Source organism: Streptomyces katrae (assembly GCF_000717655.1).
Lineage (GTDB): Bacteria > Actinomycetota > Actinomycetes > Streptomycetales > Streptomycetaceae > Streptomyces > Streptomyces katrae_B.
In genome coordinates this window covers 1-25,695 of record NZ_JNZY01000013.1, presented here as the reverse complement: position 1 = coordinate 25,695, position 25,695 = coordinate 1, and the positions used below count along the sequence as shown (strand labels likewise).

At 73.3% G+C, this 25,695-nt stretch carries 21 protein-coding genes and 1 pseudogene; 14 read left to right on the top strand and 8 right to left on the bottom strand.

Annotated features, from left to right (window positions below; genetic code table 11):
* Positions 1–10 precede the first annotated feature (10 nt).
* Together IF09_RS0118055 and IF09_RS0118050 are read right to left on the bottom strand one after the other, a co-directional pair.
* Entirely contained in the window at positions 11–1,219 is a 1,209-nt protein-coding gene (locus IF09_RS0118055) for an LCP family protein (RefSeq protein ID WP_030296897.1), read from the bottom strand.
* A gap of 204 nt (positions 1,220–1,423) precedes the next feature.
* Positions 1,424–2,176 carry a TIGR03089 family protein gene (locus IF09_RS0118050; RefSeq protein WP_030296896.1) on the bottom strand — a complete coding sequence of 251 codons (753 nt, stop codon included), beginning with the start codon at positions 2,174–2,176 and terminating at the stop codon, positions 1,424–1,426.
* 140 nt (positions 2,177–2,316) lie between these two features.
* Between IF09_RS0118050 and IF09_RS0118045 the strand changes: the two genes are divergently transcribed.
* Both IF09_RS0118045 and IF09_RS0118040 read left to right on the top strand, forming a co-directional pair.
* Positions 2,317–3,741 (top strand): peptidoglycan recognition protein, encoded by a 1,425-nt coding sequence (locus IF09_RS0118045; protein ID WP_030296894.1) that lies wholly within the window; start codon positions 2,317–2,319, stop codon positions 3,739–3,741.
* A 160-nt stretch (positions 3,742–3,901) separates the two neighbouring features.
* Positions 3,902–4,942: a DNA-3-methyladenine glycosylase family protein gene (locus IF09_RS0118040; RefSeq protein WP_030296892.1), complete on the top strand. Its 1,041-nt coding sequence runs from the start codon at positions 3,902–3,904 to the stop codon at positions 4,940–4,942.
* Positions 4,943–4,954: 12 nt separating this feature from the next.
* Here the strand turns inward: IF09_RS0118040 and IF09_RS0118035 are convergent, their stop codons facing one another.
* Genes IF09_RS0118035 through IF09_RS0118025 form a run of 3 tightly spaced genes read right to left on the bottom strand, consistent with a single transcriptional unit; the run spans position 4,955 to position 7,812 of the window.
* Complete coding sequence (locus IF09_RS0118035) at positions 4,955–6,277, bottom strand: coenzyme F420-0:L-glutamate ligase (RefSeq protein WP_030296890.1); 1,323 nt, start codon at positions 6,275–6,277, stop codon at positions 4,955–4,957.
* The gene (gene cofD / locus IF09_RS0118030) at positions 6,274–7,233 is read right to left on the bottom strand and encodes a 2-phospho-L-lactate transferase (RefSeq protein ID WP_030296888.1); all 960 of its coding nucleotides are present in this window, start codon (positions 7,231–7,233) and stop codon (positions 6,274–6,276) included. The genes IF09_RS0118035 and cofD overlap by 4 nt, the downstream gene beginning before the upstream one ends.
* A 30-nt stretch (positions 7,234–7,263) precedes the next feature.
* Entirely contained in the window at positions 7,264–7,812 is a 549-nt protein-coding gene (locus tag IF09_RS0118025; protein WP_030296887.1) for a cysteine dioxygenase, read from the bottom strand.
* A 643-nt stretch (positions 7,813–8,455) separates the two neighbouring features.
* Between IF09_RS0118025 and IF09_RS0118020 the strand changes: the two genes are divergently transcribed.
* The 3 genes from IF09_RS0118020 (at position 8,456) to IF09_RS0118010 (ending at position 14,108) form a co-directional block, all read left to right on the top strand.
* Positions 8,456–8,719, top strand: coding sequence for a WhiB family transcriptional regulator (locus tag IF09_RS0118020; protein WP_003983763.1), 264 nt, complete (start codon positions 8,456–8,458; stop codon positions 8,717–8,719).
* Between the two features lie 257 nt (positions 8,720–8,976).
* Positions 8,977–12,633, top strand: coding sequence for a glycosyltransferase family 2 protein (locus tag IF09_RS0118015; protein ID WP_030296885.1), 3,657 nt, complete (start codon positions 8,977–8,979; stop codon positions 12,631–12,633).
* A complete protein-coding gene (locus IF09_RS0118010; RefSeq protein WP_030296883.1) occupies positions 12,630–14,108 on the top strand; it encodes a DUF5719 family protein in 1,479 nt (492 codons plus the stop codon). The genes IF09_RS0118015 and IF09_RS0118010 overlap by 4 nt, the downstream gene beginning before the upstream one ends.
* 25 nt (positions 14,109–14,133) lie before the next feature.
* Here the strand turns inward: IF09_RS0118010 and IF09_RS0118005 are convergent, their stop codons facing one another.
* A complete protein-coding gene (locus IF09_RS0118005; RefSeq protein WP_078613321.1) occupies positions 14,134–14,613 on the bottom strand; it encodes a metallopeptidase family protein in 480 nt (159 codons plus the stop codon).
* 86 nt (positions 14,614–14,699) lie between these two features.
* On the opposite strand from IF09_RS0118005, the gene IF09_RS0118000 reads away from it, so the two are divergent.
* From IF09_RS0118000 to IF09_RS0117965, 8 genes are all read left to right on the top strand, one after another.
* Entirely contained in the window at positions 14,700–15,131 is a 432-nt protein-coding gene (locus IF09_RS0118000) for a DUF3499 domain-containing protein (protein WP_078613320.1), read from the top strand.
* 76 nt (positions 15,132–15,207) lie between these two features.
* The gene (locus IF09_RS0117995) at positions 15,208–16,578 is read left to right on the top strand and encodes a phosphomannomutase/phosphoglucomutase (protein ID WP_030296878.1); all 1,371 of its coding nucleotides are present in this window, start codon (positions 15,208–15,210) and stop codon (positions 16,576–16,578) included.
* 86 nt (positions 16,579–16,664) lie between these two features.
* Positions 16,665–16,850 carry a Trm112 family protein gene (locus tag IF09_RS0117990; protein ID WP_030296876.1) on the top strand — a complete coding sequence of 62 codons (186 nt, stop codon included), beginning with the start codon at positions 16,665–16,667 and terminating at the stop codon, positions 16,848–16,850.
* Between the two features lie 139 nt (positions 16,851–16,989).
* Positions 16,990–18,123, top strand: a complete 1,134-nt coding sequence (locus IF09_RS0117985) for an SIS domain-containing protein (RefSeq protein ID WP_030296875.1) — start codon at positions 16,990–16,992, stop codon at positions 18,121–18,123.
* A gap of 43 nt (positions 18,124–18,166) precedes the next feature.
* Positions 18,167–19,324: a mannose-6-phosphate isomerase, class I gene (manA, locus tag IF09_RS0117980; RefSeq protein WP_030296874.1), complete on the top strand. Its 1,158-nt coding sequence runs from the start codon at positions 18,167–18,169 to the stop codon at positions 19,322–19,324.
* Positions 19,325–19,416: 92 nt separating this feature from the next.
* The gene (locus IF09_RS0117975) at positions 19,417–20,352 is read left to right on the top strand and encodes a cation diffusion facilitator family transporter (protein ID WP_030296873.1); all 936 of its coding nucleotides are present in this window, start codon (positions 19,417–19,419) and stop codon (positions 20,350–20,352) included.
* A gap of 330 nt (positions 20,353–20,682) precedes the next feature.
* The gene (ahcY, locus tag IF09_RS0117970; RefSeq protein ID WP_030296870.1) at positions 20,683–22,119 is read left to right on the top strand and encodes an adenosylhomocysteinase; all 1,437 of its coding nucleotides are present in this window, start codon (positions 20,683–20,685) and stop codon (positions 22,117–22,119) included.
* Between the two features lie 89 nt (positions 22,120–22,208).
* A complete protein-coding gene (locus IF09_RS0117965; RefSeq protein WP_030296868.1) occupies positions 22,209–22,829 on the top strand; it encodes a hypothetical protein in 621 nt (206 codons plus the stop codon).
* A 44-nt stretch (positions 22,830–22,873) separates the two neighbouring features.
* Here the strand turns inward: IF09_RS0117965 and IF09_RS0117960 are convergent, their stop codons facing one another.
* Both IF09_RS0117960 and IF09_RS0117955 read right to left on the bottom strand, forming a co-directional pair.
* Entirely contained in the window at positions 22,874–23,179 is a 306-nt protein-coding gene (locus IF09_RS0117960) for a hypothetical protein (RefSeq protein ID WP_030296866.1), read from the bottom strand.
* Positions 23,180–23,197: 18 nt separating this feature from the next.
* On the bottom strand, positions 23,198–24,187 hold the full coding sequence (locus IF09_RS0117955; protein ID WP_030296864.1) for an RDD family protein: 990 nt from the start codon (positions 24,185–24,187) through the stop codon (positions 23,198–23,200).
* Positions 24,188–24,298: 111 nt separating this feature from the next.
* On the opposite strand from IF09_RS0117955, the pseudogene IF09_RS40350 reads away from it, so the two are divergent.
* Positions 24,299–25,307 (top strand): annotated as a pseudogene (locus IF09_RS40350) (stage II sporulation protein M).
* Positions 25,308–25,695: the final 388 nt, after the last annotated feature.

Sequence of the window (25,695 nt, the reverse complement as noted above, 5' to 3'; positions counted from 1 at the left end):
GGGGATTGCTTTACCGGCAATCGGCCGTGCCCGCCGTGGTCCCCGTGAAGGTGGGGACGGGGGCCGGGGCGGAACCGGTTCCCGGCGGGGGTGCGGAGGCGTCGGATTCGCCGGCGCGGGCGGTCTCCCGGAGCTGTTCGGTTTCGGCCGTCGGCGGGGTCACCGTCAGCGGCCGGTCCGTCCGCAGCTGCTCGAAGAGTTGGGCCGCGGCCGGCTGCACCAGTTCGTCCCGGTTCGGGTCGGCGGCGTACGGGCGACGGGGCACCGTCAGGAACTTGACCTGCTCGGCCGGTATGTCCCGGATGCTCCGCACCAGTTCGTACAGGTCGCGCAGCGAGGCCAGTCCCGGGTCCGTGGTCACGGAGGAGGTCGCCGCGTCCAGCAGCGGGTACAGCCGGCCCGGGTTCAGCAGGACACCGTTGCTCTGCACCTTCTTGACCAGCGAGCCGAGGAACTGCTGCTGGCGCTCCATCCGTTCGGTGTCGCTGCCGTCGCCCAGGCTGTGCCGGGCGCGGACGAAGCCGAGGGCCTGCTCCCCGTGCAGGGTCTGCCGGCCGGCCGGCAGCTTCAGCTTCGCCTCCGGGTCGTTCATCGGCTGCTTGAGGCAGACCTCCGCCCCGCCGACCGTGTCGACCATCTTCTTGAATCCGCCGAAATCCACCACCATGTGGTGGTCGACCCGGATTCCGGTCATTTTCTCCACCGTGCGGATCGTGCAGGCGGCACCGCCCCACTGGAACGCCCAGTTGAACTGCGCGAGCCGCTCGACGGTCCGGCTCCCGCCCTCCGTCAGGCAGGAGGGGATCCGCGTCATCAGGTCCCGGGGTATCGAGACCGCCGTCGCGCTCCTGCGGTCCGCGGGCAGGTGCAGCAGGATCGCGGTGTCCGAGCGCTCGGTGCCCCGGTCCTGCCCGTACCGGGCGTTCTCCTCGCCGGAGCGCGAGTCCGAGCCGATCAGCAGGATGTTCTGCGCGCCGCCCACGAGGTGCGTGGGGCGCTCCCGCTCGTAGCGCTCGAGCTCGGCCGCCGCGGACGTGTCCTCGGTGATGTTCGCGTCGAGCTTGCGGTAGAGCCACCAGCCGGTGGCCGCCCCGGCCAGGACCAGCAGGGCCAGCCCGAGCCCGATCCAGCGCAGCAGACGGCGCCGGCGGCCGCGCGGAGGCTTCGAGGAGCCTCCGTCGGCCGGGGTGCCGCCCGGTATGCCTGCGCTGTCCGTCACTCGCGTTCCGTCCCCTCGCCGCACCGGCTGCGTCGGTGACTCGTGCGGGCCGTACGGGTGGATGCACGGCCTCTGCCGATCGTGCCCCCGGCCCGTCGCGGTGGCCCGGGGGCAGGCCCCTGTCTAGGGCCGTCCGGGTGACAGATCGCCCCGCTTTGCGGTGGGGCGGAGTGAGTGACGGCGCCGCCCTGCGGCGGGAACCGGTCAGGCGGCGGTGTGGGTGACGCGCTCGCTCTCGATCCGCTGCGCCAGGCCGTCCGCAGGCAGCCGGTCCAGGTTCCGGCACAGCACCACGGACCCGCCCGCCGCCAGCGCGGCGTACAGCCCTGCCGACAGCCCGTCCCAGCTGTCGTAGCCGAGCCCGGACAGCAGCCGCGAACCCGTGCCGAGGCCGAGCTTCGCCGCGTCCTCGCGGGCCCGGTCGACGATCCGGGCGTACGAGAACTCCTCATCGCCGACCACCAGCCCCGGGCCGTCCGCGTCCACGGGGACGAACGGGGCGAAGCGGTCGCCCTGCCCCGGCACCTCCACCGCGTAGTCCGCGAACCCGGCGGGCGGCTGAGGGAACCGCCCGCCCAGCGGCCGCAGCGCGAGCGCGACCCGCTCGCCGGAGCAGGCCGCGGCCTCCTCCAGGGTGTCCGGCCCGCTCACCACCAGATCGGCACCGGCCGGGTCCCCGCCCACCTCGGCGACGACCCCGACCGAGGCGCAGGCGAGCAGCCACACGGCGCTCTGCCAGTGCGCGGGGAGCAGCAGCGCGAGCCGGTCGCCGGGCTCGGCGCCCAGGTCGCCCTGGAGCAGATTGGCGGTCTTGGCCACCCAATTGGCGAAGGTGGCGACGGACAATTCGACGCGCTCGCCCGTGGCGTCGTCGTAGAAGGTGACGAGAGGGCGGCCCGGATCGGCGGCGAGCGCGGATCGCAGCAGGTCGGCAGGGGTGCGGTCAGTGGCGTTCACCCGCCCCAGCCTACGCGCGGGCCCTCGTCCGTACGGCGGGCACCGGCTCCTCCGTACGGGCGAGGGACACGCGCACCGGATCGGACGGACCGTCAGTTCTCCGATGGCGCTTCGTGGTGACTGTGCTCAGCATCGCTTTCATGCGTGGATTCCTTGCTTCCTCCATCGGTGTCGCGACGGCCGCCGCTCTGGCCCTGCCGCTCGCGCTCTCCACTCCGGCCCTGGCCGCGCCGTCCATGGGCGCGGCCGCCCCCGTGGCCCCGGCCGGGTCGACCGAGTCGCTGCCGCTCGCCCCCCTGGGGCCCGCGGCCGACCGGTCGCCCGGCGTCCCCGGCATGAGCGCCTCGCCGCGGCTGCCCGAGACCCAGGGTCTGCCGCCGCGCGAGGTCAAGAGGTTCTCGCTGGTCGGCGTCGTCTGGGACGACGCGAGCACCGAGCTGTCCGGCCGGGTCCAGGTCCGCACCCGCGCGGTGGCGACCGGGACCTGGTCCGACTGGCAGGACCTCGAGACCCGCAACAGCGAACACGCCCCCGACCTCGGCACCGCGGAGAGCGGCACCGGCCGGGTCCGCGGCAGCACGGCCCCGCTGTGGGTCGGCGACTCCGACGGGATCGAGGTCCGCGTCCAGGCGGAACCGGGCGCCCCGGCCGCCCGCGCGGCGGCCCGGCTCCCCTCGGGCATGCGGATCGAACTCGTCGACCCCGGCGCGTCGGACCCGGTGACGGTGATCGACGCCAAGAACGGCGCCTCGGGCACCTCCGACGAGCCCGAGGGCGACGACAAGGGCGACGTGGAGGCCCTGCCGGGCATGAGCATGGAGACGGCGGAGTCCTCCTCCGCCAACGTCCCGCTGGCCCCGCTCGGGGCGATGGAGATCACCGCGCTCAACAAGGCGGACTCCACCGCCGACGCGGTGCTCGCCAGCGACGGCACCCTCAGCGCGGCGGCCCGCCCGTACATCGGCCCGCGGCCGCGGATCGTCACGCGGCTCGGCTGGGGCGCGGACGAATCCCTGCGCGAGCCGGGCTTCGTCTACACGAGCACGGTCAAGGCCGCCTTCGTCCACCACAGCGCCTCGGGCAACAACTACACCTGCAAGGACGCCCCGAAGGTGCTGCGCAGCCTGTACCGCTACCACGTGGTCAGCAGCGGCTGGCGCGACATCGGCTACAACTTCGCCGTCGACAAGTGCGGCACGGTGTACGAGGGCCGGGCGGGCGGAGTCGCCAAGGCGGTGCAAGGCGCGCACACCATGGGGTTCAACACGGACAGCATGGGCATCGCGGTGATCGGTACGTACTCGACCACCGCGCCACCCGCCGCCGCGGTGAAAGCGGTGGCGCAGCTGACGGCCTGGAAGCTGGGCCTGTTCAACCGGGACCCGCGGGCGAAGACCACCCTGAAGTCGGGCGGCGGCAACAAGTTCGCGAAGGGCACGAACGTGAAGCTGAACGTCATCTCGGGCCACCGCGACGGCTTCGCCACGGAATGCCCGGGCAAGCTCCTGTACGGACAACTCCCGCCCACCCGCACCTCCTCGGCCAAGCTCCAGGGCCGTCCCTAGCCAGGGGGTGTCGTCAAAGTCCCGCCGGCTTTCGAGGCGCGGGGTCTGGGGGATCCGGCCCCCAGCAGCGGCGCCGCAGCCGTGCGGGGGGTCCGGGCGGAGCCGGGGAAGAGGGGCAGGGCGGGCAGGGGACCGGCCCCGCAGGGCTACGCTCAATGGCATGGCCGGCCGCTTCGACCCCCTCAACCGCACCGCCGTCCGCGGCGGCCGCACCACCGTGCCCGCAGGCACCGCCGGGCGGCCCGTGGCAGAAACGGGGGCCGCCCGCACCGGGGCCGGGGCCCTGGCCCGGACCTGGACCCCAGGGGGCGTCGTCGACCTCGGGCTCACGCTCGGCCCGCTCAGACGCGGCCCCGGCGATCCCACCTTCCGCACCACCCCCGACGGCTCCGTCTGGAAGACCACCCGCACCCCCCAGGGCCCGGCCACCCTCCGCGTGGCACTGCGCCCGGGCACCGGTACCGCCGCCGAGGCAGAGGCCTGGGGGCCCGGCGCCGAGTGGGTGCTCGACGGACTCCCCGCCCTCCTCGGCGACGGCGACGATCCCACCGTCTTCGTCCCCCGCCACCGCCTGCTGCACGCCAGCCACCGCCGCCGCCCCGGCCTCCGCCTCACCCGTACCGGACTGGTCCTGGAGTCCCTGATCCCGACCGTCCTGGAGCAGAAGGTCACCGCCGACGAGGCGTACCGCGCCTGGCGGCGCCTGGTGTGCCAGTACGGGGACCCCGCACCCGGCCCCGAGCACCGGCCGCAGGGCATGTACGTCATGCCTGACGCCCGGACCTGGGCGCTGATCCCGTCCTGGGACTGGCACAAGGCGGGCGTCGACGCCAAGCGCTCCGCGACCATCGTCCGCGCCGTCCGGGTCGCGAGCCGGCTCGAAGAGGCCGCGGCCATGGACCTCACCGCGGCGGCGAAACGGCTGGAGGCCGTACCCGGCATCGGCCCCTGGACCTCCGCCGAGACCCTCCAGCGCAGCAACGGCGCCCCCGACGCAGTCACCACCGGCGACCTGCACCTGCCCGGCATCATCGGCTACGCCCTCGCCGGGAACCGGGACGCCGACGACGAGGCCATGCTGGAGCTGCTCGCCCCGTACGCCGGCCAGCGCCACCGCGCGGCCCGCCTCATCCTGCTCGCCGGCCACACCCCGCCCCGCCGCGCACCCCGCATGTACCGCAACGACATCGGCAAGATCTAGCGGGCGTCCGCGTCACCGCACCTCGATGAACGCCTCCGCCGACCGTGCCGGCCGCTCCCGGGGGGCCTCGGCCGCGTGGCCCACGGCCACCGCGCCCATCGGGTCCCAGTCCTGCGGCAGCCCGAGCACCTTGCGCACCACGTCCCGGCAGAACATCGTCGAGGAGACCCACGCCGAGCCCAGCCGCTCCCCGGCCAGCGCGACCAGGAAGTTCTGCACGCCCGCGCCCATCGCGACCACGAACATCTCCCGCTCCGCCGCATCGCGCCGGGCGTGCCCGTAGTCGTGCGCGCCGTCCGTCACCATGCACGGCACCACCAGGTACGGGGCATTGCGCAGCACATCGCCCCGCCGCACCCGCTTCGCGATGGACTCCTCGGACTTGCCGTCCCGCCGCAGGTCCTCGATCCAGGCGTCCCGCATCGCGTCCAGCAGCTCCAGCCGCGCCGCCGCCGACTCCAGCAGGACGAACCGCCACGGCGTCGTGTGGTGCGGCGCCGGGGCCGTCACGGCCGCCGCCACCGCCCGGCGGACGGCGCCCGGGTCCACCGGTTCCGCCGTGAAGGTCCGTACCGTACGGCGCTGCGTCACGGCTTCCCGTACCGCCTCCGAGGTGCCCAGCCGGAACATGTCGTCGGCCGGCGAGCGCACCAGGTCGGCCGCCGTCGAACCCTCGCCGAGTACGTGCCCCAGCCCGCGTACGACCGCCACCGGCAGCCCGGCCGCCTTGCCCTTGACCAGGTCTCCGGCCGCGGCCAGCTCGTCCGCCGTGGCCACTATCGTCGCGCTGAGCGGATTGCCGTGGGCGTCCGTACCGCCGCGCAGGTCGTCCAGGACCCGCACCCCGGCCGAGCCGATCGCCACGTCGGTCAGTCCGGTGCGCCACGGCCTCCCGAAGGTGTCGGTCACGATGACGCCGACGTCGACGGAGAGCAGCTCGCGCAGGCCGGCGCGGATGGCGGCGGCCGAGGCGTCGGGGTCCTCGGGCAGCAGCAGCACCGTCCCGGGCTCGGTGTTCGAGGCGTCGACGCCGGCCGCGGCCATGACCAGCCCCTGCCGGTTCTCCACGATCCGCAGCGGGCCCCGGCGCGCGACGACCCGTACGGTCTCTGCGTCCATGGCGTCCTCGCGGGAGTCGGCGCGGACGATCCGGCCCTCCGCCTTGGAGACGACCTTCGAGGTGACCAGCAGGACGTCCCCGTCCCGCAGCCCCGGCCCGGCCGCCGCGATGAGCCGCGCGAGGTCGTCGCCGGGGCGGACCTCCGGGATCCCGGCGACGGCGCGCACCTCGTACGAGGGAGCGGAGGGAGCGGAGGCGGCGGAGGGAACGCTCACCGGGAGGCCTCCGCGAGCTCCAGCGCGGCGCGGGCCATCGCGGCGGTGGCGGCCAGGTCGGTCATCATCAGCGGTACCGCACGGCAGGCGATCCCGGCGGCCTCCACCTCGGCGACCGCGGCCGCGTCGGCGGTGTCCACGAGCCAGCCGTCGAGCAGGTCGCTGCCGTAGTGCAGGGCGACGGCCGCGGCGGTGGACTCGACGCCCACGGCGGCGAGCACCTTGTCGGCCATCCCGCGCACGGGCGCGCCCCCGACGATGGGCGAGAGGCCGACGACGGGCGCTGCGGCGGAGGCCACGGCCTCGCGGATGCCGGGCACGGCGAGGATGGTGCCGACCGAGACGACCGGGTTGGACGGCGGGAGGACGATCAGGTCGGCGGCCGCGACGGCCTCGAGCACGCCGGGAGCGGGTTTGGCCTGCTCGGCGCCGACGGGTACGACGGCCTCGGCGTCGAGCGAGGCGCGCAGCCGGACCCAGTACTCCTGGAAGTGGATGACGCGGCGCTCGCCGGTCTCGGGGTCGTTGACGGCGACGTGGGTCTCGACGCGGTCGTCGGACATGGGCAGCAGCCGGACCCCGGGCCGCCAGCGGTCGCAGAGGGCCTCGGTGACGGCGCTCAGCGGGTAGCCCGCGCCGAGCATCTGCGTACGGACGATGTGGGTGGCGAAGTCGCGGTCGCCGAGGCCGAACCAGGTGGGTCCGACCCCGTACGCAGCGAGCTCCTCCTTGACGGTGAAGGACTCGTCGGTGCGGCCCCAGCCCTGGTCTTCGTTGATGCCACCGCCGAGGGTGTACATCACCGTGTCCAGATCGGGGCAGACCTTCAGCCCGAACAGGTGAATGTCGTCACCGGTGTTGCCGATGACCGTGATGTCCGCGTCGGGAACCGCCGACTTGAGTCCGCGGAGGAAACGGGCGCCGCCGATGCCGCCGGCCAGAACAACAATGCGCATGCACGGCAGTCTGGCAGGTGCGCGGACCGGTCAGACCGAAAGGGTCTCCGGCCGGGCCGGGGAGCAGTGGTGCATCGGCATCTCGGTCAGGCCCGGGAAGTAGACGTGGAGGCTGACCGCCCCGTCGAGGCCGTCGTTGACGACCTCGTGGGCGTACCCGGGGGCGAAGACGCGCTGGGAGCCGGCGCGGAGGGTCAGCGGTCCGCGCGGGCCGTGCTCGGTGAGCTCGCCGTCGAGGACGGTCAGGACGCCGGAGGAGAGGCCGTGGTCGTGCAGGCCGCTGCCCTGGCCGGGGACCCAGCTGAGCAGCCAGACCTCGTAGCCGATGGGGGCACCCCCTGCTCGAGCGGAGTCGAGAGCTTGGGGGACGGTGCGCAGCCGGTGGTACCAGCGGGTGGTGGCGTCGTACTCGACCAGGTGCTCCCACTCGGCGCGGTTCGCGGCGATGGTGCGCGCGAGGCCGACGAAGTCGGCGACGGTGGCCGGGTGCTCGCGGGCGGGCTGCAGGAGGTGCTGGACGGAGAGGATGTCGCCGGCGATCTGGAGGTCGCTCTCGACGGTTGCGGGAGTGGTGTTCATCGGGGAGTCCTCGATGGATGTCAGTCGTGCTGGCGGTCGCTGTGGGGTGGCCGGAGCTCAGGGGAGCCGGGGGCTCCGAAGGCATCAACAGCAGCGACAGCGACAGCGAACCTGGGCAGCGCACAGGAACCCACGAATGGGGGTCCGGGTGGCTGCTGAGGTCACTGACATGGGGACAAGGAGACCGGGTCGTGGGCCGGACTGTCAACCCAATGCCTCGTTTGTCGCGAAAGTTTCATCTGATCCGGTTGCTGTGCTCGGAGAAAGGTTTGTGCATACCGATGCAGGGGAGGTGGCGCTCCACGTGACGCCGGAGCCCACGAACGCCCGGCCGCGACACGCCGCACCGTGACCGGAATGTGATCTGCGCCGCTTCTTTGGCTTGATCGCAACCGCACCCCGGAGTGACACGTCGATTGCGGGTGAACAGGGGCACAGTGGGGCGCCAGTGGCATGTGTCACGATTTTTGGCGATATGAACACTTTCTGCATACGCTTGGTTCCGCAGAGTGAATAAGGGGCCCAATAGCAGATCTCGGCTTGACTGCGCTGGAGCGGCCCACTTGTAATTTCACTCGTGTCGTTACGTAGCGATCAGTAACGGCACCACCACGGGGACGCACAGACAGAGCGAGGGGCGCACATGACCGAGCTGTTTCAGGAACTGCTGGTCGAGGAGGCGGACGAAGAGCTCGGATGGCAGGAGCGTGCTCTTTGCGCCCAGACCGACCCCGAGTCCTTCTTTCCCGAGAAGGGCGGCTCCACCCGCGAGGCCAAGAAGGTCTGCCTCGCCTGCGAGGTCCGCTCCGAATGCCTCGAGTACGCACTCGCCAACGACGAGCGATTCGGCATCTGGGGCGGTCTGTCCGAGCGTGAACGCCGACGGCTGAAAAAAGCCGCGGTCTGAGCACGCAGCGCAACACAGGACAACACTGGGCAACACCGGTCAGTACGCAGAACGAGCTTCGGAACGAAGCTTCAGAACAAAGCAATGAGCAGAGCAAACGGTCCGCCTCCTGCACCTTCCCCGCAGGAGGCGGACCGCTGTGTTCCCAGCCGTTAGTGTGGGGCGCTGTCCAGCAGCCTCCGGGAGCACAACCACCCCCGGACCCACTCCCCGGACCGCGTCCGGGGGGATCCCCAGGCCGGAGGGCCAGTAGAGCGATGTCCCTGCACAGCCAGTCGACGGCCTCCTACCAGGCTGCCGCCACACCCGAGTTCCCCCGGCACGTGGTCACCGCGGTCCTCGTCGCCCACGACGGCGCCCGCTGGCTACCGAGGACGCTCGCCGGCCTCCTCGGCCAGGAACGCCCCGCGCAGAGCCATGTCGCCGCCGACACCGGCAGCGCCGACGAATCCGCGCGCCTGCTCGGCGAGGCCTTCGGCGAGGACCGTGTCCTCCACCTCGCCCGCCGCACCGGTTTCGGCGCCGCCGTCGACGAGGCCGCCCGCACCGCGGGCACCCTGAGCCCCGAGGACCTCTCGTACCTCAAGCGCCCCAGCGGCTGGGACCCCGTCAGCCGCACCTGGCGCGACGACGCCTACGACCTCCCCGAACTCCCGCACGGCGAACCCGTCCAGTGGCTCTGGCTGCTCCACGACGACAGCGCCCCCGAACCCGACGCCCTCACCGAACTGCTGCGCGTCGCCGAGGACAACCCCGACGCCGCCGTCATCGGCCCCAAGCTGCGCGGCTGGTACGACAAGAAGCAGCTCCTCGAGGCCGGCGTCACCATCGCCCGCAGCGGCCGCCGCTGGACGGGCCTCGACCGCCGCGAACAGGACCAGGGCCAGCACGACCAGGTCCGCCCGGTCCTGTCCGTCTCCACCGCCGGCATGCTCGTGCGCCGCGACGTGTACGAGGCCCTTGGCGGCTTCGACCGCCGCCTGCCCCTCATGCGGGACGACGTCGACCTCTGCTGGCGCGCCCAGAGCGCCGGCCACACCGTCCTCGTCGCCCCCGACGCCGTGCTGCGGCACGCCGAGGCAGCCGCCCGCGAGCGCCGCACCGTCGACTGCGCCGGACGTACGAGCGCCAGCCCCCACCGCGTCGACAAGGCCGGCGCCGTCTACACGGTGCTCGCCAACAGCTCCGCGCGCGCCCTGCCGTACGTCCTGCTGCGCCTCCTCGTCGGCACCGTGCTCCGCACCCTCGCCTACCTCATCGGCAAGGCCCCCGGCCAGGCCGTCGACGAGATCACAGGCCTCCTCGCCACCCTGCTGCGCCCCGGCCGGATCCTCGGCGCGCGCCGCAGACGGGGCCGCCCGGCCGTCCCCGCCAAGGAACTGCGCCCCCTGTTCCCGCCGCCCGGCGCGAGCCTGCGGGCCAACGCCGAACAGCTCGCCGGGTACTTCGGCGGCGACCGCGACACCGACGCGTCCGCCATCGGCCGGCACGGCGGAGCCGTCGAGTCCGGCCCCGGCGGCGACGACGCCGACTACCTCGAGATCGAACAGTTCGCGCGCCTCAAGCGGATCGCCCGCAACCCCGCGCCCGTCCTCTTCGCCCTCCTCCTGCTCGTCTCCGTCATCGCCTGCCGCGCCCTGCTCGGCGGCGGCTCCCTCATGGGCGGCGCCCTGCTGCCCGCCCCCGACAGCGGGCTCGCCCTCTGGCACAGCTACACCGACGACTGGCAGCCCGTCGCCGCCGGCTCCACCGCCGGAGCGCCGCCGTACCTCGCCGTCCTCGGCGCCTTCGCCACCCTGCTGTTCGGCTCCACCAGCGCGGCGCTGACCCTGCTGCTGGTCTGCTCGGTCCCGCTCGCCGGGCTCACCGCCTACTTCGCCTCCCGGCCGCTCGTCGACTCCCGGCTGCTGCGCGCCTGGGCCGCCGTCGCCTACGCCTTCCTGCCCGCCGTCACCGGCGCGCTGGCCGGCGGGCGCCTCGGCACCGCCGTCCTGGCGATCCTGCTCCCGCTCATCGCCCGCTCGGCGGTCGCCGCCTTCGGCTTCGGCTCCGCCGGACCCAAGGGCGGTGACGGCGCGGCCGAGGGCGAACGGGCCGGCCGGCGCCCGGTGTGGACGTACACCCTCCTGCTGACCCTGGCCACCGCCTTCACCCCCGTCGTATGGCTGCTGGCCGTCGCCCTCGGCACCGCCGCCCTCGTGCTGCGCCGCGCCGAGTGGAAGACGTACGGCCTGCGCCTGCTCGCCACGCTCGCCGTCCCGCTCCTCGTGCTCGCCCCCTGGTCGCTGAGCCTGCTCATGCACCCCGGCCGGCTCCTGCACGAGGCCGGTCTGGCGTACGGATCCGGCTCGGCCACCGCCCTCGACCTGCTCGGCATCAGCCCCGGCGGCCCCCGTACCGCCGGCGGCCTGCTGCTCATCGGCATCGTCCTCGCCGCCCTGGCCGCCCTGCTGCGCGCCGAGCGCCGGTTCGCCGTCCGCACCGCCTGGGCCGTCGCCCTGGCCGCCCTGCTCCTGGCCGTCGTCGTCAACCGCACCGGATGGGCCGGGCCCGCCACCCTCGTCTACGGACTGGCCCTCCTCGCGGCCGCCGCCGTCGGCGCCGAGGGGGCCAAGGAGCGGGTCGCCGCCAGCAGCTTCGGCTGGCGCCAGCCGCTGGCCGCGCTGATCGCGCTCGGCGCCGTCGCCGGCCCGCTGCTCGGCGCCGCCGGCTGGATGATCAGCGGTGCCGACGGCCCGCTGGAGCGGCGCGACCCGGTCCAGGTCCCCGCGTTCGTCGCCGAGGAGAGCGGCACCCGCGACCAGGCCCGCACCCTCGTCCTCGGCGGCACCTCGCCCGCCACCGTGTCCTACACGCTGGTCCGTGGCTCCGGCGGCCGCCTCGGCGACCCCGAACTCGCCGCCGCGGCCGGCAGCAGCCCCCAGCTCGACAAGGTCGTCTCCAGCCTCGTCGCAGGCTCCGGCGCCGACCAGACCGACCAGCTCAGCGGCTTCGCCATCCGCTACATCCTGGTCCGCGACGGGGCCCCGCAGCAGATGCGCAAGGTCCTCGACGCCACCCCGGGCCTCAGCCGCCTCAGCCAGCTCGACGGCAGCGCCCTGTGGCGCGTGGACCGCCAGGTCGCCCGCGCCGCCATCGTCTCCGGGAAGCCGGGCGAGGCCCCCATCCCGGTCGCCTCCGGCCCCGTCGAGGCCCACACCAAGATCCCGGCGGGCGAGGCGGGCCGCATGCTGCGCATCGCCGACCGGGCCGCCCCCGGCTGGCAGGCCACCCTCGACGGCAAGCCCCTCAAGCCCAAGACCCTCGACGGCTGGGCGCAGGGCTTCGAACTGCCCGCCGCCGGCGGACGCCTGGACCTCGTGCACGAGGACGCGCTGACCCGGACCGCCTGGCACTGGGCCCAGGGCCTCCTCGCGCTGGTGCTGCTCGTGATGGCCCTGCCCGGCCGCCGGGCGAGCCTCGACGACGACCTGCCCGAGGAGGAAGCGGAAGCCGCCGAGCGGTCCGCCGCCGGCGAGGCCGGAGAGGGCCGCCGGGCGCGCCGGCTGCGCGCGGAGGCGCAGTCCTCGGCCGCCGCGACGGCCGCCGCCGAGGAGCCCTCGGGCGCGGTCGCCGATCCGTACGCGCAGATCCCGGCGCAGCCGGCGTACGGGGAGGAGACCTACGCGTACCAGGCCTACGGCGACCAGGGCCACGCGTACGACCAGCAGCCACAGCAGCCCCAGCAGCCGTACGTGCCGGCGCCCGCCCAGGCCCCGGAGTACGAGCAGTACCCGTACCCGCAGCAGGGCTACGACCCCCAGCAGGGGTACCCGCAGCAGCCGCAGCAGCCGTACCCCTACCCGCCGTACGAGCAGCCGTACGACACCTACGGACAGCAAGACCCGCGTCCGGACGGGAGCCCCCAGCAGTGAAGCAGCGCGCACCCCTGACGCTGGCGGCGGTGGCCGCCGCCCTGGCGGCCGTCACCGGCGTCGGATACCTCGCCGCCCCCGCCGCCCCGGCCGCCGACGACCGGACGGCGGCCGCGGCCCGGATGCCGGTGGAGCGGTCCGCGCTGGTCTGCCCGGCGCCCAGCTCCTCGGACATCGCGGAGACCACGTACACGGCGATCACCCCCGGCGCGGCCGGAGGCGGCAAGGGCACGGCCCGCCTCCTCGGCGCGACCAAGGAGGCCAAGCCGGTGCTCGAGCTCAAGGAGCGCGGCAAGCCGGCCGGGGCCGCCGCCTCCGGCGCGGAGGCGCCCGCACTGGTGGGTGTCGCCGACGGGATCCTGGCTCCCGGCTGGACCGCACAGCAGACCACGAAGGTCTCGGTCGGCCGGGCGCGCGGCGTCCTCGGCGTGAGCTGCACCGCGCCCGGCACCGACTTCTGGTTCCCCGGCGCGAGTACGGCCAAGGGGCGCGAGGACTACGTGCACCTCACCAACCCGGACGACACCGCGGCCGTGATCGACATCAAGATGTTCGGCCCGGACGGGGCGGTCAAGTCCGAGGGCGGCACCGGCGAGAACATCCGGATCGACCCCAGGTCCACCAAGTCCGTCTCGCTGTCCTCGCTCGCCCCCGGGGTCCAGCTCGCGGACGTCACCGCCCATGTGACGACGCGGGCGGGCCGGGTCGGCGCCACCGTGCAGGTCGGCGAAGAGGGGGTGGGCGCCGACTGGCTGCCGGCCTCCACCGACCCGGCGGGCTCGCTGGTGCTGCCCGGGATCCCGGCCGACGCCACCTCGGTACGGCTGGTCGCCTTCGCGCCCGGCGAGGAGGACGCGGACCTCACCGTCAAGCTGGCCGGGCCGAACGGCTCGATCAGCCCGGCGGGCAACGAGCAGCTGCACCTCAAGGGCGGCATGACGGTGGGCGTCGACCTGAAGGACGTGACCCGCGGCGAGGCGGGTTCGCTGCTGCTGGCCCCGGCGAACGACAAGAAGGCCGTGCCGGTGGTGGCGGCCGTCCGCGTGGTCCGCGGCAGCGGCGCCAAGCAGGAGCTGGGCTTCGTCCCGGCGACCGGGCCCGTCGGGACGCGGGCGACGGTCGCCGACGACCGGGCCGACGAGAACGCGACGGTGCTCGCGCTCACGGCGGCGGGCGGCGCCGACGCGAAGGTGAAGGTGACGGCCTCGGCGGGCACGGAGGCCGGGGAGCCGGCCTCGAAGGAGGTCACGGTCAAGGCGGGCACGACGCAGACGGTGTCACTGGCCCCGGCGGGGGCCAAGGGCGCCTACGCGCTGACGGTCGAGACCGTCTCCGGCGGCCCCGTGTACGCGGCCCGCACCCTGACCCTGCCGCACGAGGGCGTCCCGATGTTCACGATCCAGCCGCTGTCGGACGACCACGCGATGGTCTCGGTCCCCAAGGCCACCCAGGACCTGACGGTCCTGACCGACTAGCCAACTGCGCCCGCGGGACGGCCGGTCACTCCTGGTCGTACCGCGGGTCGACCGTCTCCGGGGACAGCCCCAGCAGCTCCGCCACCTGCTCGACCACGATCTCGTGCACGAGCAGGGCGCGCTCGTCGCGGCTCTTCGTGCGGATCTCCACCGGCCGCCGGAACACCACGACCCGCGCCGGCCGACCCGTGCCCGCCGCCTCCGACAGCGCCCCGAGCGGCACCGCCTCGTCGTTCCAGCCGGCGTCCGGACCACCCGGCGGTCCAGGGACGTCCGCGACCACGAACTCCACCTCCGCCAGCTGAGGCCAGCGCCGCTCCAGCCGCTCGACCGAATCCCGTACCAGGTCCCCGAACAGCTCCGCCCGGCTCGCCGACAGCGGGACCTGCGGCGGGGCCAGCGGCCCGCGCATCCCCCGCCCGTGCCGGTCGCGACGGCGCGGCCGCGGCTCGGCGGGAGGCTCGGCGGGGCGGGGCGGGCCGGGGGGCAGGGGGCTGTCCGTCACCCCCGCAGCGTAGCCCCCGCAACCCCTCCCACCCGGGGGTTTCCGGACCCGCCGCGCCCCTCCGCAGGCACGACACGGGGAGTGGCCTGCGGGAGAGTCGTCGCGGCCCGGTCAAGAGTGCGGTACCGTCCAACGTCGTGAGCCTTGTACGTCGCTGTTCGCGCACTGCGTGCGGCCGCCCTGCCGTCGCGACACTGACGTACGTCTACGCCGATTCGACCGCAGTTCTCGGCCCGCTCGCCACCTACGCGGAACCCCACTGCTACGACCTGTGCGCCGAGCACTCCGAGCGCCTGACCGCCCCGCGCGGCTGGGACGTCGTGCGCCTCACCGACGGCTCCGCGCCGTCCCGCCCGAGCGGCGACGACCTCGAAGCCCTGGCCAACGCCGTCCGCGAAGCGGCCCGCCCCCACGAGCGGGCCGCCGAGGCCGGCGGAACCCGTCCGGGCAGCGGCGGCGGCAACACCGGCGAGACCCGTCGAGGACACCTGCGCGTCCTGCGTTCGCCCGACTCCTGACCTACACATGGTCTGAAAAGTCGCTCTCCGTGCAGGGTAGGTTTGCTCCACGCACAGCACCTCAGGAGGGCAGGCAGTGGCCGCAGATCTTTCGAACATCGTCAAGGCGTACGACGTACGTGGTGTCGTACCGGACGAGTGGGACGAGTCGCTGGCCGAGCTGTTCGGTGCCGCTTTCGTCGAGGTCACCGGCGCCACGGCGATCGTCGTCGGCCACGACATGCGGCCCTCCTCGCCCGCCCTGTCCGGCGCGTTCGCCCGCGGCGCCGCCGCCCGCGGCGTCGACGTCACCCTGATCGGGCTGTGCTCCACCGACCAGCTGTACTACGCCTCCGGCATGCTGGACCTGCCCGGCGCGATGTTCACGGCCTCGCACAACCCGGCCCGCTACAACGGCATCAAGCTCTGCCGCGCCGGCGCCGCCCCCGTCGGCCAGGACACCGGCCTCTCCGCCATCCGCGAGCTCGTCGAGACGTGGTCCGACCAGGGCGCCCCGGCCGTCGCGGACGGCACCGTCCCGGGCACGGTCACCGAGCAGGACACCCTCGCCGGGTACGCCGAGCACCTCAAGTCCCTCGTCGACCTGAGCGGCATCCGCCCGCTCAAGGTGGTCGTGGACGCCGGCAACGGGATGGGCGGCCACACCGTCCCGACCGTCTTCGACGGCCTGCCCCTCGACGTCGTCCCGATGTACTTCGAGCTGGACGGCACCTTCCCCAACCACGAGGCCAACCCCCTCGACCCGAAGAACATCGTCGACCTCCAGGCCCGCGTGAAGGCCGAGGGCGCCGACCTGGGCCTCGCCTTCGACGGCGACGCCGACCGCTGCTTCGTCGTCGACGAGCGCGGCGAGGGCGTCTCCCCGTCCGCGGTCACCGCCCTGGTCGCGGCCCGCGAGCTGGCCCGCAACGGCGGCACCGGCACCGTGATCCACAACCTGATCACCTCCTGGTCCGTCCCGGAGGTCGTCCGCGAGCACGGCGGCACCCCCGTCCGCACCCGCGTCGGCCACTCCTTCATCAAGGAGGAGATGGCCAAGTCCGGCGCCATCTTCGGCGGTGAGCACTCCGCGCACTACTACTTCAAGGACTTCTGGAACGCGGACACCGGCATGCTCGCCGCGCTCCACGTCCTCGCGGCCCTCGGCGGCCAGGACGGCCCGCTCTCCGAGCTGGTCGCCTCCTACGACCGCTACGAGGGCTCCGGCGAGATCAACTCCACCGTCGCCGACCAGACCGGCCGGCTCGCCGCCGTCAAGGCCGCGTACGGCGCCGTCGAGGGCATCACCCTCGACGAGCTCGACGGCCTGACCGCCAGCTCCGCCGACTGGTGGTTCAACCTGCGAGCCTCCAACACCGAGCCGCTGCTGCGCCTCAACGTCGAAGCCCGCGACTCCGTGACCCTCGCCAAGGTCCGCGACGAGGTCCTGGCCCTGGTCCGCGCGTAAGCACCGCGTCACCGCCGGGCCGCGCGACGTGCGGCCCGGCGGTACGCTGACCTCGCCCAATCCGCATGTTCGAAGGGAACCGCCCCATGCCGCTCGAAGCCGGCCTTCTGGAGATCCTCGCCTGCCCCGCCTGCCACTCGCCCCTCGAGGACAAGTCGGCCGACGAAGCGGCTCCCGAGCTGATCTGCACCGGCCGGGACTGCGGCCTCGCCTACCCGGTCCGCGACGGCATCCCGGTCCTCCTCGTCGACGAGGCACGCCGCCCCGCCTGAGCCGCCGCCCGGCCCCGGGGCGTCCAGCCCCAGGCCGCGCAGGTACCGCACAGGCTCCACGGGGCGCCCGTCGCAGCGCCGGGCGCCCGAGCAACCGAGTCGCCCGCCCTTCTGAACCAGCTGTCAGCCGGAGGCCGCAATGCTCGACGAGTCGCTCCTCGACGCACCGGACGAACTCGCCCGCGCCGACCGCCGCGGCCTGCTCCGCGGCGCCGCCGAGGCCGGGGCCAGAGTCCGTACCGCATCCCGGCACGCGACCGAGGCGGGCCTCGCCGACCTGCGCCCCGACGGCCGGCCCCGCGCCGTCCTCATCGCGGGCCCCGGCACCGCCGCCACCGGCGTCGCCGACCTGCTCGGCGCCCTCGCCGGAGCCTCCGCACCCGTCACCCGCCTGCACCCCACCGGGGTCGCGCACGCCGCCGGCGCCCTGCGCTGGGCGCTGCCCGGCTGGGCCGGATCCGTCGACCTGCTGCTCATCGCCACCACCGACGGCACCGAACCCGGGCTCGCCGTCCTCGCCGAGCAGGCCTACCGGCGCGGCTGCTCCGTCGTCGCCGTCGCCCCCGAGCGCTCCCCGCTGAGCGAGGCCGTGGACGGCGCGCACGGGCTCCTCGTCCCGATGGCCAAGGCGCCGTACCAGGAGTACGACGAATCCGCCGCGGCCGGGCCCGGCGCCCTGTGGGCCCTGCTGACCCCGCTGCTGCTGCTCCTCGACAAGGTCGGGCTGATCACCGCCGCCCCGGACACCCTCCAGCGCGTCGCCGACCGGCTCGACCGCACCGCCGAGCGCTGCGGACCGGCCATCGCCACGTACTCCAATCCGGCCAAGACCCTCGCCGCCGAGCTCGCCGACACCCTCCCGCTCATCTGGAGCGAGGGCGCCGGCGCGGGCCCGGCCGGCCGCCGCTTCGCCGCCACCCTCGCCGAACTCGCCGGCCGCCCCGCACTGGCCGCCGACCTCCCCGAGGCGCTGCCCGCCCACGGGGTCCTGCTCGCCGGCTCCTTCGCCGCCGGTGCCGATCCCGAGGACTTCTTCCGTGACCGGGTGGAGGAGCCCCAGGCCCTCCGCGCCCGCATCGTCCTGCTGCGCGACCGGCCCACGGGCGGCCTCACCGCCGCCCCGGCCGCGCGCGAGCTCGCCCTCAGCCACGACACGGCCATCAGCGAGCTCGAACCAGAGGAAGGCGGCGAACTGGAACAGCTCGCCGAACTCCTCGCCGTCACGGATTTCGCCACCGCCTACCTGGCGCTGGCGAGCAGGGGACACGGCTGAGCACGCCACCGTGCCGGCCCTTCATCCAGGAAGACGGACGAAGATGGACCGCCTGACGAACACGATCCGCCCCTACGCCTGGGGATCGACCACCGCGATCCCCCAGCTCCTCGGCGTCGCCCCCACCGGGGAACCCCAGGCCGAGATGTGGATGGGCGCGCACCCGGGCGCCCCGTCCCGCCTCGACCGCGGTGCCGGCGAGACCACCCTCGCGGACGTCATCGCCGCCGACCCCGAGCGCGAGCTCGGCGCGGCCGCCGTCGCCAAATTCGGCCCCAGGCTGCCCTTCCTCCTGAAGATCCTCGCAGCCGGGGCCCCGCTCTCCCTCCAGGTCCACCCCGACCTCGCGCAGGCGAAGGAGGGCTACGCCGACGAGGAGCGCCGCGGGATCCCCGCCGACGGGGCCCACCGCAACTACAAGGACCCCAACCACAAGCCCGAGATGATCTGCGCGCTCACCCCCTTCGACGGCCTGTGCGGCTTCCGCCCGCCGCTGGAGGCCGCCGACCTGCTCGCGGGCCTGGGCGTCAACTCCCTCGTTCCGTACGTCGACCTGCTCCGGGCCCACCCGGAGGAGGCGGCCCTGCGCGAGATGCTTTCCGCCGTACTGACCGCGGACCGCGCCGAGATGGCCCGTACGGTGGCCGAGACCGGCGCCGCGATCGAACGCCTCGGGGGCCGGTACGCGCCGTACGCCTCGCTCGTGCACCACTTCCCCGGCGATCCGGGCGTGATCGCGGCCATGCTCCTCAACCACGTCCGACTCCAGCCCGGCGAGGCCATGTTCCTCGGTGCCGGAGTCCCGCACGCCTACCTCGACGGCCTCGGCGTGGAGCTGCTGGCCAACTCCGACAACGTCCTGCGCGCCGGACTCACCCCCAAACACGTGGACGTGCCCGAGCTGCTGAAGATCGTGCGGTTCGAGCCGGGCGACCCGGCCGTGCAGCGCCCCGAGGGCAACGGCGAGGAGGTCTACGAGACCCCCATCGACGAATTCCGCCTCTCCCGCTTCGCCCTGGCCGCCGGCGCCGCCCCGCACACCCTCCCGGACGACGCCCCGCAGATCCTGCTGTGCACGGCGGGCCGCCCGAAGGCCGGCGAAGTGACGCTGGCCCCCGGAGAGTCGGTCTTCGTCCCGGCAGGCGAAAAGGTCGAACTGTCCGGAATCGGCAGCATCTTCCGGGCCACCGTCGTCCTCTGACGTGGCGCCTGGCGCTGCGGCTGCAACAATGTGCCGCCGTAGCGCGGCGTCCCGGCAGGGGCGCCGCACCGAGGAAGGGACTCCGGAAACCCATGAGCGCGTCGGGCGGTACCAGGGCGATCGTGGCGGCACTCGCCGCCAATCTCGCCATCGCTGTAGCCAAGTTCGTGGCCTTCGTCTTCAGCGGCTCGTCGTCGATGCTCGCGGAAAGCGTCCACTCGCTGGCCGACTCCGGGAACCAGGGGCTGCTGCTCCTCGGCGGAAAGAAGGCCCAGCGCGAGGCGACGCCGCAACACCCCTTCGGGTACGGGCGCGAACGCTACATCTACGCCTTCCTCGTCTCCATCGTGCTCTTCACCGTCGGTGGCATGTTCGCCATCTACGAGGGCGTCGAGAAGGTCCAGCACCCGCACCCCATCGAGGCCTGGTACTGGCCGATCGGCGTGCTCGTCTTCGCCATCATCGCCGAGAGCTTCTCGTTCCGTACGGCGATCAAGGAGTCGAACGAGATCCGCGGCTCCCTGTCGTGGAGTCAGTTCATCAAGCGCGCCAAGGCCCCCGAGCTGCCGGTGGTCCTCCTGGAGGACTTCGGCGCCCTCGTCGGCCTGGTCCTCGCCCTCGGCGGCGTCGGCCTCGCGCTCGCGACGGGCAACGGCGTCTGGGACGGCATCGGCACCCTGTGCATCGGCACCCTGCTGCTCGTCATCGCCGTCGTGCTGGCCGCCGAGACCAAGTCCCTGCTGCTCGGCGAGGCCGCGGGCACGGAGGACGTCGAGAAGATCAGGGCCGCCCTCGTCGACGGCGACGTCGTCACCCGCGTGATCCACATGCGCACCCTCCACCTCGGCCCGGAGGAGCTCCTGGTCGCCGCCAAGATCGCGGTCGAGGGCAACGACACCGCGACGCAGGTGGCCGACGCGATCAACGCCGCCGAGGCCCGGATCCGCGAGGCGGTCCCGATCGCCCGCGTGATCTACCTGGAGCCGGACATCTACCACGCGGAGTCGGACCCCTCCGCCAAGGCCTGACCAGGCGCCGCACCCCTGCGAAGGCCCCCGCCGCGCGCGTCTCGCGCCCGGCGGTGGCCTTCGTCTGCACCGATGGAGCCCTGCGTCTCCCACACTCGAGGGGAGGTTCAAAAGATCCGGAAGACCTGAATACCGCCCGCCGGACGGGACATGCTTCGGTGTAGATTCGTCGTCAGTGTCAGGCGTCGCTGCTGATGGCGGTCGGGCGGTCCTCGCGACCGGCCGAGGGGAGAGAGGGCCCCCGACGGACTGAGTGCTCGGTGCACCGTCCCCACGGGCGATGCCCGGCTCAGCCGTACCCACCCTCTCGAACCATGAGGAGCAGTACCCATGGACTTCAAGGTCGCAGACCTTTCCCTCGCCGCCTTCGGCCGCAAGGAGATCACGCTGGCCGAGCACGAGATGCCCGGCCTCATGTCGATCCGCCGGGAGTACGCCGAGGCTCAGCCGCTGGCCGGCGCCCGCATCACCGGCTCCCTGCACATGACCGTGCAGACGGCCGTCCTGATCGAGACCCTGGTCGCCCTCGGCGCCGACGTCCGCTGGGCGTCCTGCAACATCTTCTCCACCCAGGACCACGCGGCCGCCGCCATCGCCGTCGGCCCGAACGGCACCCCGGAGAACCCGCAGGGCGTCCCCGTCTTCGCCTGGAAGGGCGAGACGCTGGAGGAGTACTGGTGGTGCACGGAGCAGGCGCTGACCTGGCCGAACACCCCCACCGGCGGCCCCAACATGATCCTCGACGACGGTGGTGACGCCACCCTCCTCGTCCACAAGGGCGTCGAGTTCGAGAAGGTCGGCTCCGCCCCGGACCCGTCCACGGCGGACTCCGAGGAGTACGGCCACATCCTCACCCTGCTGAACCGCACCCTCGGCGAGACCCCGCAGAAGTGGACGCAGCTCGCGTCCGAGATCCGCGGTGTCACCGAGGAGACCACCACCGGCGTGCACCGCCTGTACGAGATGATGGCCGAGGGCACGCTGCTGTTCCCGGCGATCAACGTCAACGACGCCGTGACGAAGTCGAAGTTCGACAACAAGTACGGCTGCCGCCACTCGCTGATCGACGGCATCAACCGCGCCACCGACGTCCTCATCGGCGGCAAGGTCGCGGTCGTGTTCGGCTACGGCGACGTCGGCAAGGGCTGCGCCGAGTCGCTGCGCGGCCAGGGCGCGCGCGTCATCGTCACCGAGATCGACCCGATCTGCGCGCTGCAGGCCGCGATGGACGGATTCCAGGTCGCGACGCTGGACGACGTCGTGGAGACGGCCGACATCTTCATCACGACCACGGGCAACAAGGACATCATCATGGCCTCGGACATGGCCAAGATGAAGCACCAGGCGATCGTGGGCAACATCGGCCACTTCGACAACGAGATCGACATGGCCGGCCTGGCCAAGATCGAGGGCATCGTCAAGGACGAGGTCAAGCCGCAGGTCCACACCTGGAAGTTCCCCGACGGCAAGGTCCTGATCGTGCTCTCCGAGGGCCGTCTGCTGAACCTGGGCAACGCGACCGGCCACCCGTCGTTCGTGATGTCGAACTCCTTCGCGGACCAGACCCTGGCCCAGATCGAGCTCTTCACCAAGCCCCAGGAGTACCCGACCGACGTCTACGTGCTGCCCAAGCACCTCGACGAGAAGGTCGCCCGCCTCCACCTCGACGCCCTCGGCGTCAAGCTCACCACGCTCCGCCCGGAGCAGGCCGAGTACATCGGCGTCAAGATCGAGGGCCCGTACAAGCCGGACCACTACCGCTACTGATCCCCACGCGGCAGGAGCGACAGCACGTCACGCAGGCCCCCGGCGGAGATGCCGGGGGCCTGCCCCGTACTCAGGCAAGGACCGACACGATGCCCCGCGGCCGCTACTCGCTCCACGACCCGCACGACCACGCCCCGCTCGGCGAGGAGCACTTCCACTGCGCCCCCGGCCCCTCCGGCTGGCGCTACGTCTCCCAGCTCACCGGCCCGGGCGGCGACCACCGCGGCTCGGTCGACCTGGCGGTCGACGAACTCGGCCGCCCCATCCGCCTCGAGGTGAACGCCTCCAGCTGGCAGGTGCGCGGTGCCGCCATCGACGGTGTCACCTGGGTGCGCTCCGACCCCACCGGCACCGAGGCCACCGAGGGCAACGTCCCCGCCGCGGGCTTCACCGGCACGTCGCCGGCCTTCCTCGTCGCGACGGCCCGCCTGCTGCGCCTGACCCCCGGCGCCCCCGCCACCCGGGTCCGGCTCGTCGCACTCACCGACCCGGTGCTGGCGCCCCGTACGGTCGACCAGGCCTGGGCGCTGCTGGGGCGCGCCGAGCACGCGACGGACAGCGGGCCGCTCGTGGTGGATGAATACCGGGTCACCGCCCTGGACACCGGCGAGGTCCACACGGTCCACCTGGCCGGGGACGTGGTCCTCGCGGCCCCGGGCATCGAGCTCGAACACCTGGAGACCCCGCCCTCGACGTTCCCCGAGGACTGAAGCGGCCCGGCAATCCCGGCCCGGCTCCGCGGCCCCGCCCCGCGTCAGTGCTCCTCGTCCGGGTGGCTCCACTCGACCGCGCACGTCGCCGAAGGCGCGGCCTCCTTCGCGTACCAGGCGAGGGACTTCTCGAACTCCGGGCACCACAGGTGGGCGCGGCTGACGGAGACCGGGAAGTCGGTCCCGCCGGTGACGACCTGCCCGTCGCGCTCCGGCACGATGCCGATGCTCACCTGGCCGCCGATGCTCTCGTCCCGCATCAGCTCCCGGAGCTCCTCGACGACCGCCAGCGCCCGGGCCTCGTCCTCGATGCCCGTGACGCGGAAGGTGAAGGAGACGTTCGCAGACATGCCGTGCAGGCTAGATGATCACGCCGGGGGCGCGAACCCGGTCGCGGGCCGCGGCGGCACGGGAGCCGCCGGAGCGGGCGCCACCACCGGGGCGGCGGGCGCCGCGGGCGCCCCGCCCGGGACCGGGGCCGGCTGACCCGCGTGCGGTCCGGCCTGCGGTACGGGCGCCCCGGGAGCCGGGTGCCCCCACGCGGGCGGCGTCCCCGGAGCCATCCCGGACAGGCCCGCCACGGTCCCGGGCACCCCGGGCGCAATGGGACCGGTGCCGAAGGCGCGGGCCGCGTCCCGGGTCTGCCGCTCGTGCACCACCGCCATCAGGAACGCGGCAGCCGGCACCCCCACCGGCGGCGGCGTCCCCGTACGCGCGACCAGGTCGTCCGCGAGCTTCGCCGCCATCGCGGCTCCCACCTGCGGGTCCAGCTGGTTCATCCGCGTCAGGTACTGCCGTATCGCCAGCCACAGCCCGTCCGGTACGGCCGACAGATCCAGTCCGGAGAACCGTCCGGCCAGCCAGGGCGGCGGCGGAGGCACCGGCATCACCGGCGCCCCCGCCACCCGCTCCCGCACGACCAGTGCGCCGGCGAACACGTCCCCGAGCCGGCGCCCCCGCGCCGACACAAGCGACGCGATGCAGGCCACGGCCCCGAAGGTCCCCAGCAGTTCCACGACCCCCATCGCCCCGCGCACCAGCGCATGCCGGAACCGGATCGGCCCGCCGTCGTCGCGCACCACGCGCAGCCCGCAGGCGAGCTTGCCGAGCGAGCGTCCGCGGGACAGCGTCTCCACCGCGATCGGCACGCCGACCAGCACCAGGACGAAGCTCGCCACCGACACCGCGGCCTGCGCGGCCACGTCCAGCGAGGCGGTCGCGAAGGTCAGCCCGATCGAGATGATCAGGTACCCGGTGAGGTACACGAGCAGGTCGAGGAAGACGGCCAGCGCCCGGCTCGGCAGCCTCGCCGGCCGCAAACCCAGGACGACCGCGTCCCCCGTCACCAGATCGCTCACCCTGCACACCTTTCCCGTGACCGGACCCGCCCCTTGGTCGTCCAGTCTGCCAAGCTGACCACGGTAGGAGTAAGCAGAAGCAGGGTCCTGGGGCAGGGGAGCGGCAACCGGATGGATCTCGACGTCTTCGTGACGGCCCACCGGGCGGAATGGGACCGCCTCGAACAGCTGCTGGGCCGCGGCCGCAGGCTGACCGGCGCCGAGGCGGACGAGCTGGTCGCGCTCTACCAGCGGGCCTCCACGCACCTCTCCCTGATCCAGTCCAGCGCCCCCGACCCCAGGCTCACGGGCCGGCTGACGCAGCTGGTCGCCCGCGCCCGTGCCACGGTGACCGGCACCCGCCGCGGCGGCTGGCGCGACGCGGCCCGCTTCTTCACCGTCGGCTTCCCGGCGGCGGTCTACCGCAGCCGCCGCTGGTGGATACCGACGGCTCTGATCTCCGTCGCGATCGCGGTGCTCCTGGGCTGGTGGATAGCCATCCACCCGGAGGTCCAGAGCGCCATTGCGGCCCCGGACGACCTGAAGGCGCTCACGAAGCCGGGCGGCGGGTACGAGACGTACTACTCCAGCAACCCGGCGGGTTCGTTCGCCGCGCAGGTCTGGACGAACAACGCCCAGGCCGCCGCGATATGCCTGGTCCTGGGCGCGTTCCTGGGGATTCCGGTGCTCTGGATCCTCTTCCTGAACATGCTCAACCTCGGCACCGGCATCGGCCTGATGGCCTCGGCCGACCGCCTCGACGTGTTCCTCGGCCTGATCCTGCCGCACGGCCTGCTCGAACTGACCGCGGTCTTCGTCGCCGCGGGCACCGGTCTCCGCCTCGGCTGGACGATCATCGACCCGGGCCCCCGCACCCGCCGCGCCGCCCTCGCCGAGCAGGGCCGCGCGGCGCTGGGCATGGCGATCGGCCTGGCGGCGGTCCTGTTCGTCTCGGGCCTGATCGAGGGCTTCGTAACCCCCTCCGGCCTCCCGACCTGGGCCCGCATCGCGATCGGCGTCGTCGCCGAGGCCGCGTTCCTGGCGTACGTCTACGTCCTGGGTGGCCGGGCCTCGCGCGCGGGCGAGGCGGGCGACGTGGAGGCAGCCGACCAGACGGGCCACGCTGCCGACCGCGGCCTGATGTGCGTACGACCCGGCTGAGCTGCTAGTCTCCTCGTCGTCCCGCAGCGACTGTTGACACAGGCGCCGTGGGGAGGTAGATTTTAACGGTTGCCTCGAACTGGACAAGTTCGGCAGTGATCGCTTAACATCTCTCTCGCCCCCAAGGAATTGAATTCCACTGGGGCACCGTCGACCACTCATCCAGGAAACCGAAGCCGGGAAATCCGGTGGAAAACTTCTGGTAGGGTCGGCATCGCCGGAAAGGGAAAGCGCGAAAGCGAAGACCCCGGAAAGCAAGCGGGACTGACTCTGATAGAGTCGGAAACGAAGAACGAAAGCCCGGAGGAAAGCCCGAGAGGGTGAGTACAAAGGAAGCGTCCGTTCCTTGAGAACTCAACAGCGTGCCA